This window comes from Streptosporangium sandarakinum (assembly GCF_050942225.1).
Taxonomy (GTDB): Bacteria; Actinomycetota; Actinomycetes; order Streptosporangiales; family Streptosporangiaceae; genus Streptosporangium; species Streptosporangium nondiastaticum.
In genome coordinates this window covers 4,299,768-4,312,585 of sequence record NZ_CP192034.1, presented here as the reverse complement: position 1 = coordinate 4,312,585, position 12,818 = coordinate 4,299,768, and the positions used below count along the sequence as shown (strand labels likewise).

Sequence of the window (12,818 nt, the reverse complement as noted above, 5' to 3'; positions counted from 1 at the left end):
AGCGCGGCCGTCAGCGTTGCCGGCATGCCGGGGCGCTGATGTGGAGCCCCAGGCCGCGGGCAGCCCGGCGGGGAAGGTCCTGCTGGAGTTGCCGGGCGGAGACGCCGACGGCGATGAGCCGGTCGAGGTCGCGGCGGCTCGGGAGCTGCTGGGGGAGACCGGTCACGAGGCCGAGCGCACCGCCAGGCTGCCCGGGTGGCCCGCCTGGTTCAGGCCTGGAGGGTGGCGAGCCAGTCGGTCAGCAGGCGATTGACCTCCTCGGGGCGCTCCTGCTGGATCCAGTGGCCGCAGCCGTCCAAGAGGTGGAAGGCCGACAGGCCGGGAAGGGTGGTGGGGTAGGCGTCGATGGCGTCGGACATCCAGGTGGTGGAGGCGTCCAGGGTGCCGCCGAGGAACAGGGACGGCTGCTTGATCGGGGCTCCGCGGTGCGGGGCGAGGTCTTCCCAGTCTCGGTCCATGTTGCGGTAGCGGTTGAGTGCGCCGGTGATCCCTGTGCGCTCGAACTCCCCGGCGTAGACGTCGAGGTCGTCCTCACTCAGCCAGGCCGGGAGGACCCCCGTGGGAAAGCGGTCGCGCAGCCGGCCGCCGCGGGTGACGAAGTGCGGGTCGGGCTCGCCCGAGGCAGGCATGGTGTCGGCGGACAGGGCCGCGTAGAAGCCCGCGAGCCAGCCCCGGACGTCGGGCTCGATCTCCGCCTCGGCGCGGCCGGGCTCCTGGAAGTAGGAGACGTAGAACTCCTGCTCGGGGCCGCCGATCTGGCCGAAGATGTCGCTGGGGCGGGGGCCGCCGGGCGGCGCGTAGGGGACGCTCAGCAGGCCGACGGCGCGGAAGACCTCGGGGTGGAGCAGGGCGGAGGCGGCGGCGATGTTGGAGCCCCAGTCGTGGCCGACGACCACCGCGTCGTCCTCCCCGAGGGCGCGCACGACGGCGAGGTTGTCCTCCACCAGGTCGAGCATCCGGTAGGCGTCGATCGCCTCCGGCTTGGAGGAGCGGCCGTAACCGCGCACGTCGATGGCCACCGCCCGGTGGCCGGCCGCGGCGAGGGCCGGGAGCTGGCGGCGCCAGGAGTACCAGAACTCGGGGAAGCCGTGCACGAGCAGGACCAGCGGGCCGGTGCCCTGCTCGACCAGGTGCAGGCGCCCGGCCGGGGTCTCGACGGTGCGGTTGCGGAGCTCGGTGGTCGGCTCGGGCTGCATGGGCTTCTCCTCGGTTCGCGGCGGATGCGGCTACCCGTTGATCCTGCGGCGTGGCACCCGCCCGATGCGATTTGCCTTGCCATTCTGGCAAACTCGCAGGAAAGAGCGATGGCGCGGCACGGTGAGAAGGAGCGGGGAAGGTGGCAGCCGACGACGTGGACGGCACGCTGGCCGCGATGGGGCCCCGGTTGCGGGCCGCGCGTGAGCACCACGGCGCGACGCTCGCCGGTGTCAGCTGCGCGACCGGGATCTCGACCAGCACGTTGTCGCGGATCGAGACCGGCCGGCGCAAGCCCACCCTGGAGGTGCTGCTGCAGCTGTCGAAAGAGTACGGCATCTCCCTGGACGAACTGGCCGGCACGGCGCCCGCCCCCGCGGCCGAGCCGCGCGCTAGGTGTATTGACCACAAGCGTTGTTAACGCTGATTGGGCTTGATCATGGCGAAGACCTCCGGTGTGGTGGAGCTGTCTAGGAACGCACCACACGGAGGTCTTCGTGTCCCACCGTAACGCCCGGCTGACCGTTCACGGCAGGCGTCTGCTCATCGAGCGTGTCCGTTCGGGCCGCCCCGTCGCCCATGTAGCCGCCGAGATGGGCATCTCCCGCACCACGGCACACAAGTGGGTGCGCCGGTGGAAGCAGGAAGGAGACGCCGGGCTGGCCGACCGTTCCAGCCGCCCTCACAAAACACCGCACCGGACCGCGGCGGACGTCGAGGCGCGTGTCTGCCGGCTGCGACAGGACCGCAAGCTGGGCCCGGCACGCATCGGCCCGATCCTGGGCCTGCCCTCATCCACGGTGCACCGCATCCTGACCCGGCACCGGCTGAACCGTCTTGCGTTCCTGGACCGGCCCACCGGAGAAGTGATCCGCCGCTACGAACGGGCCCGGCCCGGCGAGCTGGTCCACGTGGATGTGAAGAAACTCGGCCGCATCCCCGCCGGCGGCGGCCACAAGGTCCTCGGCCGCCAAGCCGGCCGGGCCAACCGCAGCAGCGTGGGGTTCGACTACATCCACTCCGCCGTCGACGACCACACCCGGCTGGCCTACAGCGAGATCCACAGCGACGAGAAGGCCGCCACCTGCGCCGCCTTCCTGCGCAGGGCCGCCGCCTTCTTCGCCGCCTGCGGGATCGACCGCGTCGAACGGGTCCTGACCGACAACGCCTGGCCCTACCGCAAGAGCTTCGCCTGGCGGCAGGCACTAGCCGACATCGGCGCGACAGGCAAGCTCACCCGCATCTACCGGCCACAGACCAACGGCAAGGTCGAACGCTTCAACCGCACCCTGCTCGACGAGTGGGCCTACATCCGCACCTACACCAGCAACGACGAACGGACCCAGGCCCTGGCAGACTTCATCCACACCTACAACCACCACCGCTGCCACACCGCACTCGGCGGACAGCCACCAATCACCCGCGTCAACAACCCTGCGGGTCAATACAGCTAGGGCGCCGCTGAGCTTCGGTGACGACAAGGCGGTGCTGCCCTTGACCCGGTACGTCGGCGGCCTGCACGCCCACAAGCACCTCCTGCCCGCCCTCGAGGACCCGCCCGCGCGGCCCCGTCGGGTCTCCCACGAAGGCTACGAGTGGCTGTGCGTCCTGTACGGGCGGCTGTGGCTCGCGCTCGGCGACCAAGACCTCATCCTGACCTCCGGGGACGTCGCCGAATTCGACACCCGCACCCCGCACGGGGTGGCGAACGCCAGCCCCGGCGGTCCGGTCGAGTACCTGATCATGTTCGGACCGCAGGGCGAGCGCCTACGGCCGCGCACCCCTCGGGGTCTCGGTAGTAATGGCTGAAAACTCAACGGATACGCCTCTGAACCGCTCTGATGAAAGAGCGTCGCAGAGTTGGAACGCCAGTTGACGGGCGCCGCGCATCTGGCCGAGGATGCCGCCGGCCTTGCCTGGATGCTCTACGTCGACGCTGGCCGGCGATATCCATTGGATTTCCCGCCATTACTACCGGGGCCCCGCTGACCGATGCCGACATCGCCTTCGCGGGACCGGCCGCCGCCGGACACCTGACGCCGACCGTTTGACCACCCGCTCACGTGCCGCTGAGCGTGGCCGTGGCGTGCTCGGTGATGGGAGGACCGGCCTCAAGGGTGGAGGCGCGTGCCGGGCTCTGTGCCGGACGTGCGGACCATGACGGTCGCCCTTGGTCAGTCGAAGAGCGCTCCGATTAGCGCGCCCTAGCCGGACTGGAGGACATGGGCGGCTTCGAGCGGGATCCAGAAGCACTCGAAGTCGGTGGGCTCCCGTTCGCCGTCGTGGAGCTCCCGGCCGGCCCATCGCTCCGGGGCGGGCTCGGTGAGCTCCAGGTGGAAGACGTGGCGGTGCTGGATCTCGAATCGGTAGGGGCTGATGTCGTAGGTGACCTCGCCCAGCTTCCGGACGATCCTGAATCGGGTGAGACCCGTCTCCTCCCGCGCCTCGCGAAGGGCGGCGTCCTGCGGTGTCTCCGTTGGCCGGATGCTTCCGGCAGGGACTTGGATTCCGACCTCCTCGTAGCTGAAGCCGGTGTGCCGGAAGACCAGCAACCGTCCGTCACGAACGATGTAGCACAGCACCTTGCCCTTAACGATCTTGTTCGTCACGGATGCCTTCCCCTTCGCCCGACAGCGCCGGCCGTAGACCACCGTTCAGCCCGAAATCCCTCAGGAGCCCCCGGGGCGTTCGCGGCCGGCCGGTGGGCCATGCCGGGACATCCACGCATGACAGTTGTCACGACCGGTCGGTGCTGGCCGTTCTACCATGAAGGACCGTCTCGGATGAGTCCGAACCTGCGGCAAGGGGCGGCGAGCGGTCCGGGCACCCCATGACGCTCCCGTCGGCTCTCGGCCGCGTACCGGGACGGAAACCCGCTCCGGGGACTCCCCGATGACCTGTCCGGTGGTTCAGGACAGGACCGCGCACATGGCGGTCACCTCAACAAGGACGGGAACATCGAGGGGGTTGAAGGCCCCGTAGAACCAGATGCCCTCATCGTAGACGGGTCCCCAATGGCCCACCTGCATCTGGTCGACGTGACCCGGCCCGGCGGCATACCTAGCGTAGTAGCGCGCGTTGATGGGCGTCTTGCCCTGCGGGCAGGTGACCTCGACTCCATTGCAGGCGTGGGCAGCGAACACGGTGCGGTTCCTGACAATCTCCCTGCCGGAAATGCCTGGTTCCCCCTTCGGCCCGGCCGGGCCGGTCTCACCCTGTGCGCCCTGCGGGCCGACCGGACCCGTCTGGTTCCAGGAGATCGTCCGCTCACCGTCCAGGCACCCGCGGGGCACCGTCGTACTGGTGGGAACGGGAAGAGAGCCCCGCGCGGCCTGGTCGGATGAGCCTGTGGGAGAGGAGTCCGGCGGAATCCGCAGCGTCCCGTTCGTGCTCACACACGCCGTGATCGTCTCGCTGTCGGCCACCGCTCCCGCGACCGCAATTCCCGACCCCCCGACGACCATTCCTATCAGTGCGCCGACCGACGCCAGGTCCATCCCGCGTCCTCTTCAGAGGTCCCGTTGTGTCGTCACGAGGGATTGACGACAGGCCGCTCAGTCAAACGCAATGGAGTTGAGATCACCGTGAAGACACCGCCTAGGACCAAAGACGTTGCCGGTCTAGGTCTGCCGCCTGATGAGCGCTCGGGCCCGTCGGCGCGACCATGGTGTCTCTTCGATTGAGAGTTGTGGAGGCGTCATGGGCGTGGAACAGGTGGACTGGGTCGAGATCCCGGCCGGAACGTTGCGGCGAGGCACGCCCGCCGAGGATGTGGAGGAGGTCGCGCGCCGCTACGCCGACACCAGGGTGCCGGTGGAGTGGTACCGGAAGGAGGCCCCGCGCGCCGAGATCCACGTCCCGGGCTTCCGGATCGCCCGCACCCACGTGACCGTCGGGCAATGGACGCTCTTCGCGCGGGCCACCGGCAGGCCGGTGCCGCAGGCGCCGGCGGACCACCCGGTCATCGGTGTCACCTGGCAGGAGGCGACGGACTATTGCCGGTGGCTGGGGGAGCGGCTCGGCGGCGTTGAGGTACGCCTGCCGACCGAGGACGAGTGGGAGCGCGCCGCCCGAGGCGACGACGACCGTGAGTTCCCCTGGGGTGAGGAGTACCGTACCGGGCTGGCCAATCTCGTGGACCTGGGCATCGGCACGACCACGCCGGTCGGCTCTTTCCCCGAGGGGGCCAGCCCGTTCGGCGTCTTGGACATGGCGGGCAACGCCGACGAATGGACCTCCACCCTCTACGCCCCCTACCAGGGCGCTCCCCTTGAGGTGCCGAGGACCGAGGACTGGGCCTTCGACCCGCACATCACCCGGGGCGGTGCGTTCCGCCACGACCGGGACCTAGCCCGCTGTGCTCGCCGGCACGGCGCGTACGAGCGGGACCTGGTGGCGATCGGCCTGGGCTTCCGCCTGGCGTCGTCGGCCGGGCCCTCCCTGCAGGAATCCCGTTAGGGCACGACGGACAGCGACACCAGCCGATCCTCGGTCGCCTCCGGCGCCGACATCAGCACTTCCACCGCCGAGGCCATCGTGCGGGCCGCCTTACGAAGTTCGGGGGAGGTGTGCAGCTGCTCGGCCTTGCCCGCCCGCTCGGTCCGGGCCAGCAGATTCGAGGTGATCAGCAGGTCCAGCACGTCCAGGGCATCTTCGACCGAAGAGGTCTCCAGATGCCGGACGGTGGCCGGCAGCGTGGACGCCCGCCGATCGCCTTCCAGATCCCGCAACGTCGGCGCCTTGGGGACCAGCCCGTAGCGGGCAAGCGCCGACAGCTTCACCGCCGGCACCGGGTCCACCCGCACGGCCCCGGCGCCCAAACCGACGATCTCGGCTCAGCGCGCGACGCGAACGGCGTGCAGGGGATGGCCTCACGGATATCGTGTCGGACGGCTGCGCACCTACGACCAGTGATGCGATCTTTCTCCCAGAGACCGGCCTCACCGTCAGGCGCGCCGTCCGTACCGGGCCTCAAGGTCTTCAAATGCGGCCGATCAGCCTTACTATCGCCAACCGTTGATGGTCAGGTCGGGGTCGGTGGCCGAGTTCAGCAGTCGCCGGCCCCAGCCGTAGGCCATCGGTAGCCAGTTGAAGTCGTGATCCGGTCCGACGATGTCGGCCAGCTCGATCAGCTTCATGATCTCCACCACTGCGGCGAGCGGCTTGGCCACGCACCACGCGCTCCGCATCCGTTCCGGTGCGACGGTGTCGGCCCAGGCGGCGAAGCAGACCTCGAGGTAGCTCGCAGCGTCCGGCTCGGGGACGTCGAGCAGCCATGAGGCCAGGTCGAACAGCGGGTTCGTGACGGTGGCGAAGCTCCAGTCGTGCAGCAGGATCTCGTCGTCGCGCACGACCACATTGCCCGGATGGAAATCGCGGTGGACGATCGTCGCCGGGACGGCCGCCTCGTCCAGGCGTTCGATGCACTCGACCAGGTACGGGGTCAGTGCCTGCAGTCGGTCGGCCTCCTCGCCGCTCAGCGCCCGGTACAGGTTCTTCGGAAGTTCGGGCGCCCGCCAGATGTCGTCGCGTGCCATGGCCGACCGCACGCCGTCGGCCAGCGAGGTCGGGGTGAGCGGGACACATCCTGCGGCGATCAGCTCGTCCCCGCGGCCGATGGTCTCTTTCTGCACCATGACCAGCTGTGTCAGGCAGGCGCGGCGCTGCTCTGTGGAGACCGCCCAGCCGTCCACGCCACCGAAGTCCTCGGCGAGCCACCAGCGGTCATCGGGGGAGATCGCGGTGATGGTGGCGAACGGCGCGATGCGCAATGACGCCAGGTACCGAGTGATGTCCGGCTCGCGAGCCAGCCTCGGCAGGACCGCTTTCAGGTACAGGTCACCCCGGTCAGTCGGCGTGCGGAGCACGGCGGACATGCTCCAGTGCTTGATCTGACGGCTCGGACCGAGCCGCATGCGACCGGCAGCCTTGATCTCTCTGTCGATGTAGGACTCGGCTCGCTCGAACCAGCCGGGCCTGAACCAGTCGGAGGCGGGCGGCCGGGATCGCGCCGCCCGGCGGTCGAGGACCAGGCTCTGCCCGCTCACCGCATCATGCCCGTGCCAGGCGAACCCATCGGCGGATACCGGCCGTGCTCCGCCTACCGCCAGCAGGACCACCGTCGTGAAGTCCAACGGCTCCAGAACCACTGTGATCAGCCCGAATTCGTAGCGCACGCGATCGGTCAGCTCGCTGTCCATCGGCGGCCACCTGACGTCGAACCGCATCCGCGGCAGCGCCGGACTGCCGCCGGTCATGTCGCACAGCACGGCACCGTCCTGGTCGACGATGACCAGCACGGCTTCCACGGATTCGGACGACATGATCAACCCTCCAAGGATCGACGGAGCTCGGCTGCTTCGACGACGACGTCCCCGACGCCGCCTTCGAGTCGGTCACGTGGACGGGGCCGAGGTCGAGCGAGATCCGAGTGGCCGACGGGCGGACGTTCCCCGTGCCCCTGGACCCCGCCTCGGGCAGGCCCCAGGCCACCGTCACGCTCAACTGCCGGCAACGGTCCCACACCGTAGCCGAGAGCGCCGAAGATCAGGAGCGGCGCGGGTCATAGTTCCGGAACTCGGCCAGGCGGACGCCGCTGTGCGGCAGCAGGGGCACCCCACTGCCGCAGTCCAGTACCACCCGGCGGCCCAGGGGCTGGCGCAGCGTGACGCCGATCCGGTCGGTCTTCCCCATCGCGGGGCAGATCTCCACGTCGTCGGGCCGGACGTCGACGTCCACGACCACCGCCTCGGGCGTCTCGTGGACGCGCGCGCCGTACGTCGTGTCGCAGACGCCGTGCTGGTAGCTCAGCCGAAGCTCGGTCGGCGTGCGCACCTCGTAGGTGCTCACCTCCTGGATTCCGCCCTCCAGCGGCCGGGGCGGCCCACCCATCGCGGCCGGGTCCACCGCCACCCGCCGGAACGGCCCCGGCACGCCTTCCACGGTGAAGTCCCACGTCGGCACCCGCACATCCCCCCGGCTGCTGGGCACCGTGGCCTCGCCCCGCGCCACCGCGACCACGCGCAGCGGCCGGCAGCCCTCGGCCGGGCACTTCTCGTCGGCGAAGGACGTGGGCTTGCTGAGCCCGGCATAGGCGGCCGCGGCCGTCAGGACCGGCACGCTCAGCGTGCCCCCGTCGGCCCAGCGCAGCTCGGCCGGGGCGGGCGCCTCGGCCGGGAGTCCGGTCTCCAGCTTCCAGGCGCTGTTGATCGCACTCCGTCCGACCCAGCGGGGCGTGTGCTCCCAGTCGGGCTCCAGGGTCAGGTTCCGCAGCGGGACGAACCCCGCCCTCCAGGGCCCTTGCTCCGCCGAAGCCCGCCAGTGTTCGGCGACCTCACGGGCGCGGTCGGCGAACTCCTCGGCGGTGACCGGTGCTTGGGCGGGACCGCAGGCCGTCGCGAGCAGGAGAAGCACCGCGGCCGCAAGCATCCTCATGATCGGTAGACGTGCCGGCGGGTGGCACGGTTCACTCGGCTCACTCGGGGTGCCGTTGACCAGCGTGTCATGGGCCGCCAAAACCTGGAGATCGAAGTTCGATCACCAAGATGAGAGCGAACGAACAGGCAAAGGGCAGCGGGACGTCTCGGCGGCAATCGGGGTGTTCGGAGACCGGTGCCGTGCTGGCTGATGTGTAAGATTCGGCGATTCCGTGAGCAAGTGCAGCTGATCATGAGCCCTGCCGGAGTAAGTCCGCGTGATCATATGGGACTTGTGTTCGCCATCTGTTCGGCGCTCATCCGCGGGGCGCGGGCTCGTAGGGCGCAGCAGCGGCATGAAGCAGTCCAACCGCCGAAACGGCTTCTGGATCCGTTGCCATCAAGCCGCCTCGTCCGTGGAATCGGGAGTGGGAGCCAGTCGCACGCTGCCGGAGTGGGCCATGGCCGACAGCCAGGCAGGTGACTAGGACTGACAAGGCGAGCGCAGCGGGTAAGCGGCAATGGTCGCAGCGCAGAAAGCCCTTGGGCCAGGAGGGACGAGGCAAGGTGCACGAAATCTCGACATCTCTTCCTCGAGAGCCGCATCTGCGTCTGATCGGCTGTCCGCATGATCAACAACGACTCTCGATCTCGTCCGGATCCGATCGCCTATCTCGACCACGTCGCCGCAAGCACAGCGGGCCGGGACTACAAGCAACAGGTGTTGCAACTGCTGGATCTCCACCCAGGGCAGACCGTGCTCGACATCGGTTGCGGACCGGGGACCGACCTGGCGGCCATGGCGACCGCTGTCGCACCGGCCGGCCAGGTCATCGGAGTCGACCGGGATCCCGTGATGATCGCCGAAGCTCGAGCCCGCCTAGCAGAACAACCCTTGGTCGAGATCCGTTCGGGAGACGTCCATGCGCTGCCGTTGGACGAGGGGAGCGTCGATCGAGCTCGCACCGACCGTGTGCTCCAGCACGTGGCGGATCCGACGCAGGTGCTGGCGGAGTTTCGCCGGGCAGCCCGCCCTGGAGGGCGGATCGTCATGGCCGAACCCGACTGGGAGGGGCTGCTGATCGATTCCCCCCAGCCGGCCATGAGCCGCGCACTGGTTCGGTTCCTAGCCGCAGAGATCATCCGCAATCCGACTATCGGCCGCAACCTGGCCCGGCTGTGCAGGGAGGCAGGACTCGTGGTGCGGTCCGTAGTCACAGCCGCGCCAGTGTTCCGCGACTTCACGACCGCCGATCACCTCTTCGGGCTGCGCCGCAACGTCGCCCGGGCCATCGATGCCGGTTATCTCAAGCCGGACGCCGAAGGATGGATCGACGACCTCAGCTCTCAGCCATTCCTGGCCTCGGCCTTGTTGTTCTTGGTGGTGGCTGAGATTCCAGGGTGATGAGCTGGCCCTGGTCGTGAGGATCCCGTGATGGCTGCGCTGGCCGCCGCTACCCATGGCTGAGTTGAGCCCCGAATGGAATCCATCCGGCCCTCCGCTCAGTCCCCCGCTGCACACAGTGCGGAGCCGTCGGCTAGGCAGGCCATCAGCTCATCGACCAGGACCACGCGGGGCTGCTACGCGGTACGACCTGGGGGAGAAGGCATGGAAGCGGTCGTAGGTCTGGGCCTGTTATCCGGTCCGATCCTCATCGTGCTGGTGGTAGTCGTCATAGGCATTCATGTGCTGGTGACTACATGAATCGGCGGTAGGGCCGGGACCTGGGCTGAGTTCGGCATGTTCTCCTTGCCGGGTGCGGGGATCATGTACTGCTGGGGTCTGTGGCACACGTTCGCGTGGGACATCGAAGAGGCCTGCTCGCTCAAGCACGGCCAGCCTTGGGAACCGGAGAAGGCCGAATCGAGTTGCTTCCCGCTCAGGAGGCAGTGCAATGAGGTTTTCGACCTCGTACCCGGCTATGTCAATCCCATGATCATCGTGTGCATGGCCGGCGTTGTGCTTGGCGCGGTATCGGCGATCAGGGCCGCTCGCCAGAGCCCGGAAAAGAAACCGCAGGAAGAGACGTTCTAGTGAACGAATCAGTGCCCGCTTTCCGCTTCCAGCTCGGCTCGCGCTGTTGACTGGTCGACGGCAGGGTGGCCCGTGGCGAGTTCGGGCACGTACTTGTGGATCGTGGAGCGGCTGACGTTCAGCAGCCGGGCGATCGAGGGCACGGTGGCGTCGGGCTGGGTGAGCAAGGCGCGGGCGTGCCGGACCTGCTCGGGGGTCATCGCGGGCGGGCGGCCGAGTCGGACACCATGAGCCTTCGCGGCGGTCAGGCCCTCGTGAGTGCCTTCCACGATGAGTTCACGGATGAACTCGGCGAGCGCGGCGAACACGTGGTCTCCTTCAACGCCTCCTCGACGGCGACGAGGCGAGAGCGCAGCTCGTAGCCCTCTGTGTCGACCCACGCCGTGTGGGGCTCGTCCTCCCGTTCGGATGCCTTCGCCTGGCAGGCGATCTGTAGGAAGTCGGGGAATGGTGTCACAGAATCGGGCGGCTGGGGCAGTAGGTGCGTCAAATGAAGCCACCCGTGCGCCGGACGCTCGCGCGGTCGATCCACCAGCCGGTCTCCTCGCGCGCCTCACGCACGATGGTGTCCGCATACGACTTCCCGGCCTGTCGCCGCCAGCCCGGCCACGGATGAGCGCCGTCGCTGTTCTCGCAGAAGACGATTGAGTCACCGACCCAGACGATGCAGCGCACCGACGTGACCAATTCAAGGGGCACCTCTGCATCGGAGGTGTGGGCAGCGACGCGAAGCGGCAGCCGCCCACCCGCCCATGCGATGTCATGGCTCTCCACCGGAGCATCGATCTGCAGGAGGCGAGCCGGTTCCGGGTGGCGCTCTCCAAGGCCTGCTCTCATCAGTACTTCAATTCCTCATTCACGGCATGTCCGTCGGAGGCGTATTCGAAGTTGTCGGGTAGGCGCCAGGATCCGGGGTGCTGGTGCTTCCTGAGGTCTCGGCGCATGGGAACGCGACTTACCGTCCTGCGTCGTCCAGAACAACCAGAACGGTCGGGAGGAGATGCCGGTCACCGCCTCGTCGATGTCGAGCAGCATGACATGGTCACGCTCCAGCCATGATTCGTACCCGACCAAGCTCCGTGTGGTCGCCGACCACCGGTCGCCGGGCAGATGCCTCTGGCCTTTGGGCGAGACGAACCGGCGCACCACCTCCATCACGGCCGGGTCCAGCGGGACGGTGCGCGTCTTGCCGCCCTTGGCGGTGACGCGCAGCAGGGTCCGGCCGTGCTCGTCGGTCAGGTGGTCGGCGCGGGCCCGGCAGACCTCGCTGGCCCGCAGCGCCGAGACGTACAGCAGCAGTACCAGCGCCAGGTCGCGCAGGTTGCCGGCGGCTCACACCATCCGGCCGATCTCGCCGTGCATGGCTCACATGGGGTCGCGGTGAAGGCGAAGGCGATGATGTGGCGGTTCGGCGACGGGTGAAGCGGGGAGCTCCGCGAGCGTCCAGCGGCGCCGACCGTATTGCACCAAATGGTGTAAAACGGCTACCGTTACCTCCATGGCGCGACCGCGGACATTCGACGAGGATCAGGTGCTGGCCACCGCGACGGACCTCTTCTGGGCGTACGGCTATGAGGCCACCTCGACCCGGGGCCTGTGCGAGGCCGTCGGCCTGGACCGCAGTAGTCTGTACAACGCGTTCACCAGCAAGCACGAGCTGTTCAAGCGCGCGTTGACGCGCTACGTCGACGCCACCGCCGCCAACCAGGAGCGCATCCTGGAAGACCCGCAGCGGCCGCCTCTGGAGCGCATCCGCGCCCTGCTCGCCGAGATCGTCGAGCTGGAGTCCGCCTCCTACCGGGACGGCCACGGCCGCGGCTGCCTGACCGTCAACACCACGGTGGAGCTGGCCGGCCGGGACCCCGAGATCGCCGAGCTGCTCGATCGCGACCTGACCCGGCGGCTGGATTCGCTGCGGGTGGTCCTGGCTGCGGGGCTGGCGGCCGGCGACATCACCTCGGCCCGAACCCCGGACGCGCTCGCCCGGTTCGTCAACACCGTGATCGCGGGTATCCGGGTCGCCGCCCAGGGAGGCGCCGGCCCCGCCGTCCTGGAATCCATCGCCGCGACGGCCATGGACGCCCTCACCTGACACCTTCCCGTCAGTCCCGGGCGGGCTTCGCATGCCCGGGTTCTACACCGTTCGATACAAAATTTTCGTGACCAAGGAGCGA

Annotated in this window: 18 protein-coding genes; 9 read left to right on the top strand and 9 right to left on the bottom strand. The window is 68.8% G+C overall.

Annotated elements, in window-relative coordinates; genetic code table 11:
- Positions 1-40: 40 nt before the first annotated feature.
- Entirely contained in the window at positions 41-253 is a 213-nt protein-coding gene (locus ACQP10_RS20175) for an NUDIX domain-containing protein (RefSeq protein WP_399501655.1), read from the top strand.
- Here the strand turns inward: ACQP10_RS20175 and ACQP10_RS20170 are convergent.
- Positions 210-1,196: an alpha/beta fold hydrolase gene (locus tag ACQP10_RS20170; protein WP_390004899.1), complete on the bottom strand. Its 987-nt coding sequence runs from the start codon at positions 1,194-1,196 to the stop codon at positions 210-212. The two genes, ACQP10_RS20175 and ACQP10_RS20170, sit on opposite strands and share 44 nt — an antisense overlap.
- A 140-nt stretch (positions 1,197-1,336) precedes the next feature.
- Here ACQP10_RS20170 and ACQP10_RS20165 point away from each other — a divergent pair, with 140 nt between their 5' ends.
- From ACQP10_RS20165 to ACQP10_RS20155, 3 genes are all read left to right on the top strand, one after another.
- Entirely contained in the window at positions 1,337-1,615 is a 279-nt protein-coding gene (locus tag ACQP10_RS20165) for a helix-turn-helix domain-containing protein (RefSeq protein WP_433539472.1), read from the top strand.
- A gap of 76 nt (positions 1,616-1,691) precedes the next feature.
- Positions 1,692-2,648 carry an IS481 family transposase gene (locus tag ACQP10_RS20160; RefSeq protein WP_433539471.1) on the top strand — a complete coding sequence of 319 codons (957 nt, stop codon included), beginning with the start codon at positions 1,692-1,694 and terminating at the stop codon, positions 2,646-2,648.
- A 31-nt stretch (positions 2,649-2,679) separates the two neighbouring features.
- Positions 2,680-3,003: a cupin domain-containing protein gene (locus ACQP10_RS20155; protein ID WP_433539470.1), complete on the top strand. Its 324-nt coding sequence runs from the start codon at positions 2,680-2,682 to the stop codon at positions 3,001-3,003.
- A 395-nt stretch (positions 3,004-3,398) separates the two neighbouring features.
- On the opposite strand, the gene ACQP10_RS20150 is transcribed toward ACQP10_RS20155, so the two are convergent.
- Positions 3,399-3,803: an NUDIX hydrolase gene (locus ACQP10_RS20150; RefSeq protein ID WP_390004895.1), complete on the bottom strand. Its 405-nt coding sequence runs from the start codon at positions 3,801-3,803 to the stop codon at positions 3,399-3,401.
- Positions 3,804-4,103: 300 nt separating this feature from the next.
- Positions 4,104-4,691, bottom strand: a complete 588-nt coding sequence (locus ACQP10_RS20145) for a hypothetical protein (RefSeq protein WP_390004892.1) — start codon at positions 4,689-4,691, stop codon at positions 4,104-4,106.
- A gap of 202 nt (positions 4,692-4,893) precedes the next feature.
- Between ACQP10_RS20145 and ACQP10_RS20140 the strand changes: the two genes are divergently transcribed.
- Entirely contained in the window at positions 4,894-5,652 is a 759-nt protein-coding gene (locus tag ACQP10_RS20140) for a formylglycine-generating enzyme family protein (protein ID WP_390004889.1), read from the top strand.
- Here ACQP10_RS20140 and ACQP10_RS20135 read toward each other — a convergent pair.
- From ACQP10_RS20135 to ACQP10_RS20125, 3 genes are all read right to left on the bottom strand, one after another.
- A complete protein-coding gene (locus tag ACQP10_RS20135; RefSeq protein ID WP_390004887.1) occupies positions 5,649-5,984 on the bottom strand; it encodes a hypothetical protein in 336 nt (111 codons plus the stop codon). The genes ACQP10_RS20140 and ACQP10_RS20135 overlap by 4 nt on opposite strands.
- A 213-nt stretch (positions 5,985-6,197) precedes the next feature.
- On the bottom strand, positions 6,198-7,517 hold the full coding sequence (locus ACQP10_RS20130) for an aminoglycoside phosphotransferase family protein (RefSeq protein WP_433539469.1): 1,320 nt from the start codon (positions 7,515-7,517) through the stop codon (positions 6,198-6,200).
- A gap of 223 nt (positions 7,518-7,740) precedes the next feature.
- Positions 7,741-8,628: a hypothetical protein gene (locus tag ACQP10_RS20125; RefSeq protein WP_433539468.1), complete on the bottom strand. Its 888-nt coding sequence runs from the start codon at positions 8,626-8,628 to the stop codon at positions 7,741-7,743.
- Between the two features lie 609 nt (positions 8,629-9,237).
- Here ACQP10_RS20125 and ACQP10_RS20120 point away from each other — a divergent pair.
- Positions 9,238-10,014 (top strand): methyltransferase domain-containing protein, encoded by a 777-nt coding sequence (locus tag ACQP10_RS20120; protein ID WP_346021207.1) that lies wholly within the window; start codon positions 9,238-9,240, stop codon positions 10,012-10,014.
- A gap of 336 nt (positions 10,015-10,350) precedes the next feature.
- The gene (locus ACQP10_RS20115; protein ID WP_346021208.1) at positions 10,351-10,644 is read left to right on the top strand and encodes a hypothetical protein; all 294 of its coding nucleotides are present in this window, start codon (positions 10,351-10,353) and stop codon (positions 10,642-10,644) included.
- An 8-nt stretch (positions 10,645-10,652) separates the two neighbouring features.
- Here the strand turns inward: ACQP10_RS20115 and ACQP10_RS20110 are convergent, their stop codons facing one another.
- The 3 genes from ACQP10_RS20110 to ACQP10_RS20100 all read right to left on the bottom strand — a co-directional run bounded on the left by ACQP10_RS20110 (position 10,653) and on the right by ACQP10_RS20100 (position 11,922).
- On the bottom strand, positions 10,653-10,952 hold the full coding sequence (locus tag ACQP10_RS20110) for a recombinase family protein (RefSeq protein ID WP_433539467.1): 300 nt from the start codon (positions 10,950-10,952) through the stop codon (positions 10,653-10,655).
- 178 nt (positions 10,953-11,130) lie between these two features.
- Entirely contained in the window at positions 11,131-11,481 is a 351-nt protein-coding gene (locus ACQP10_RS20105) for a hypothetical protein (RefSeq protein WP_433539466.1), read from the bottom strand.
- Positions 11,482-11,496: 15 nt separating this feature from the next.
- Positions 11,497-11,922, bottom strand: coding sequence for a hypothetical protein (locus tag ACQP10_RS20100; RefSeq protein ID WP_433541925.1), 426 nt, complete (start codon positions 11,920-11,922; stop codon positions 11,497-11,499).
- Between ACQP10_RS20100 and ACQP10_RS20095 the strand changes: the two genes are divergently transcribed.
- Both ACQP10_RS20095 and ACQP10_RS20090 read left to right on the top strand, forming a co-directional pair.
- Positions 11,869-12,066: a hypothetical protein gene (locus ACQP10_RS20095; protein ID WP_346021211.1), complete on the top strand. Its 198-nt coding sequence runs from the start codon at positions 11,869-11,871 to the stop codon at positions 12,064-12,066. The two genes, ACQP10_RS20100 and ACQP10_RS20095, sit on opposite strands and share 54 nt — an antisense overlap.
- A 76-nt stretch (positions 12,067-12,142) precedes the next feature.
- Entirely contained in the window at positions 12,143-12,736 is a 594-nt protein-coding gene (locus tag ACQP10_RS20090; RefSeq protein ID WP_433539465.1) for a TetR/AcrR family transcriptional regulator, read from the top strand.
- Positions 12,737-12,818 lie beyond the last annotated feature (82 nt).

Bases quoted from the DNA above. Each gene is read 5' to 3' on its own strand.
- ACQP10_RS20120 (WP_346021207.1), top strand. From the start codon at position 9,238: ATGATCAACAACGACTCTCGATCTCGTCCGGATCCGATCGCCTATCTC.
- ACQP10_RS20140 (WP_390004889.1), top strand. From the start codon at position 4,894: ATGGGCGTGGAACAGGTGGACTGGGTCGAGATCCCGGCCGGAACGTTG.
- ACQP10_RS20105 (WP_433539466.1), bottom strand. From the start codon at position 11,481: ATGAGAGCAGGCCTTGGAGAGCGCCACCCGGAACCGGCTCGCCTCCTG.
- ACQP10_RS20145 (WP_390004892.1), bottom strand. From the start codon at position 4,691: ATGGACCTGGCGTCGGTCGGCGCACTGATAGGAATGGTCGTCGGGGGG.
- ACQP10_RS20130 (WP_433539469.1), bottom strand. From the start codon at position 7,517: ATGTCGTCCGAATCCGTGGAAGCCGTGCTGGTCATCGTCGACCAGGAC.
- ACQP10_RS20170 (WP_390004899.1), bottom strand. From the start codon at position 1,196: ATGCAGCCCGAGCCGACCACCGAGCTCCGCAACCGCACCGTCGAGACC.
- ACQP10_RS20125 (WP_433539468.1), bottom strand. From the start codon at position 8,628: ATGAGGATGCTTGCGGCCGCGGTGCTTCTCCTGCTCGCGACGGCCTGC.
- ACQP10_RS20090 (WP_433539465.1), top strand. From the start codon at position 12,143: ATGGCGCGACCGCGGACATTCGACGAGGATCAGGTGCTGGCCACCGCG.
- ACQP10_RS20115 (WP_346021208.1), top strand. From the start codon at position 10,351: ATGTTCTCCTTGCCGGGTGCGGGGATCATGTACTGCTGGGGTCTGTGG.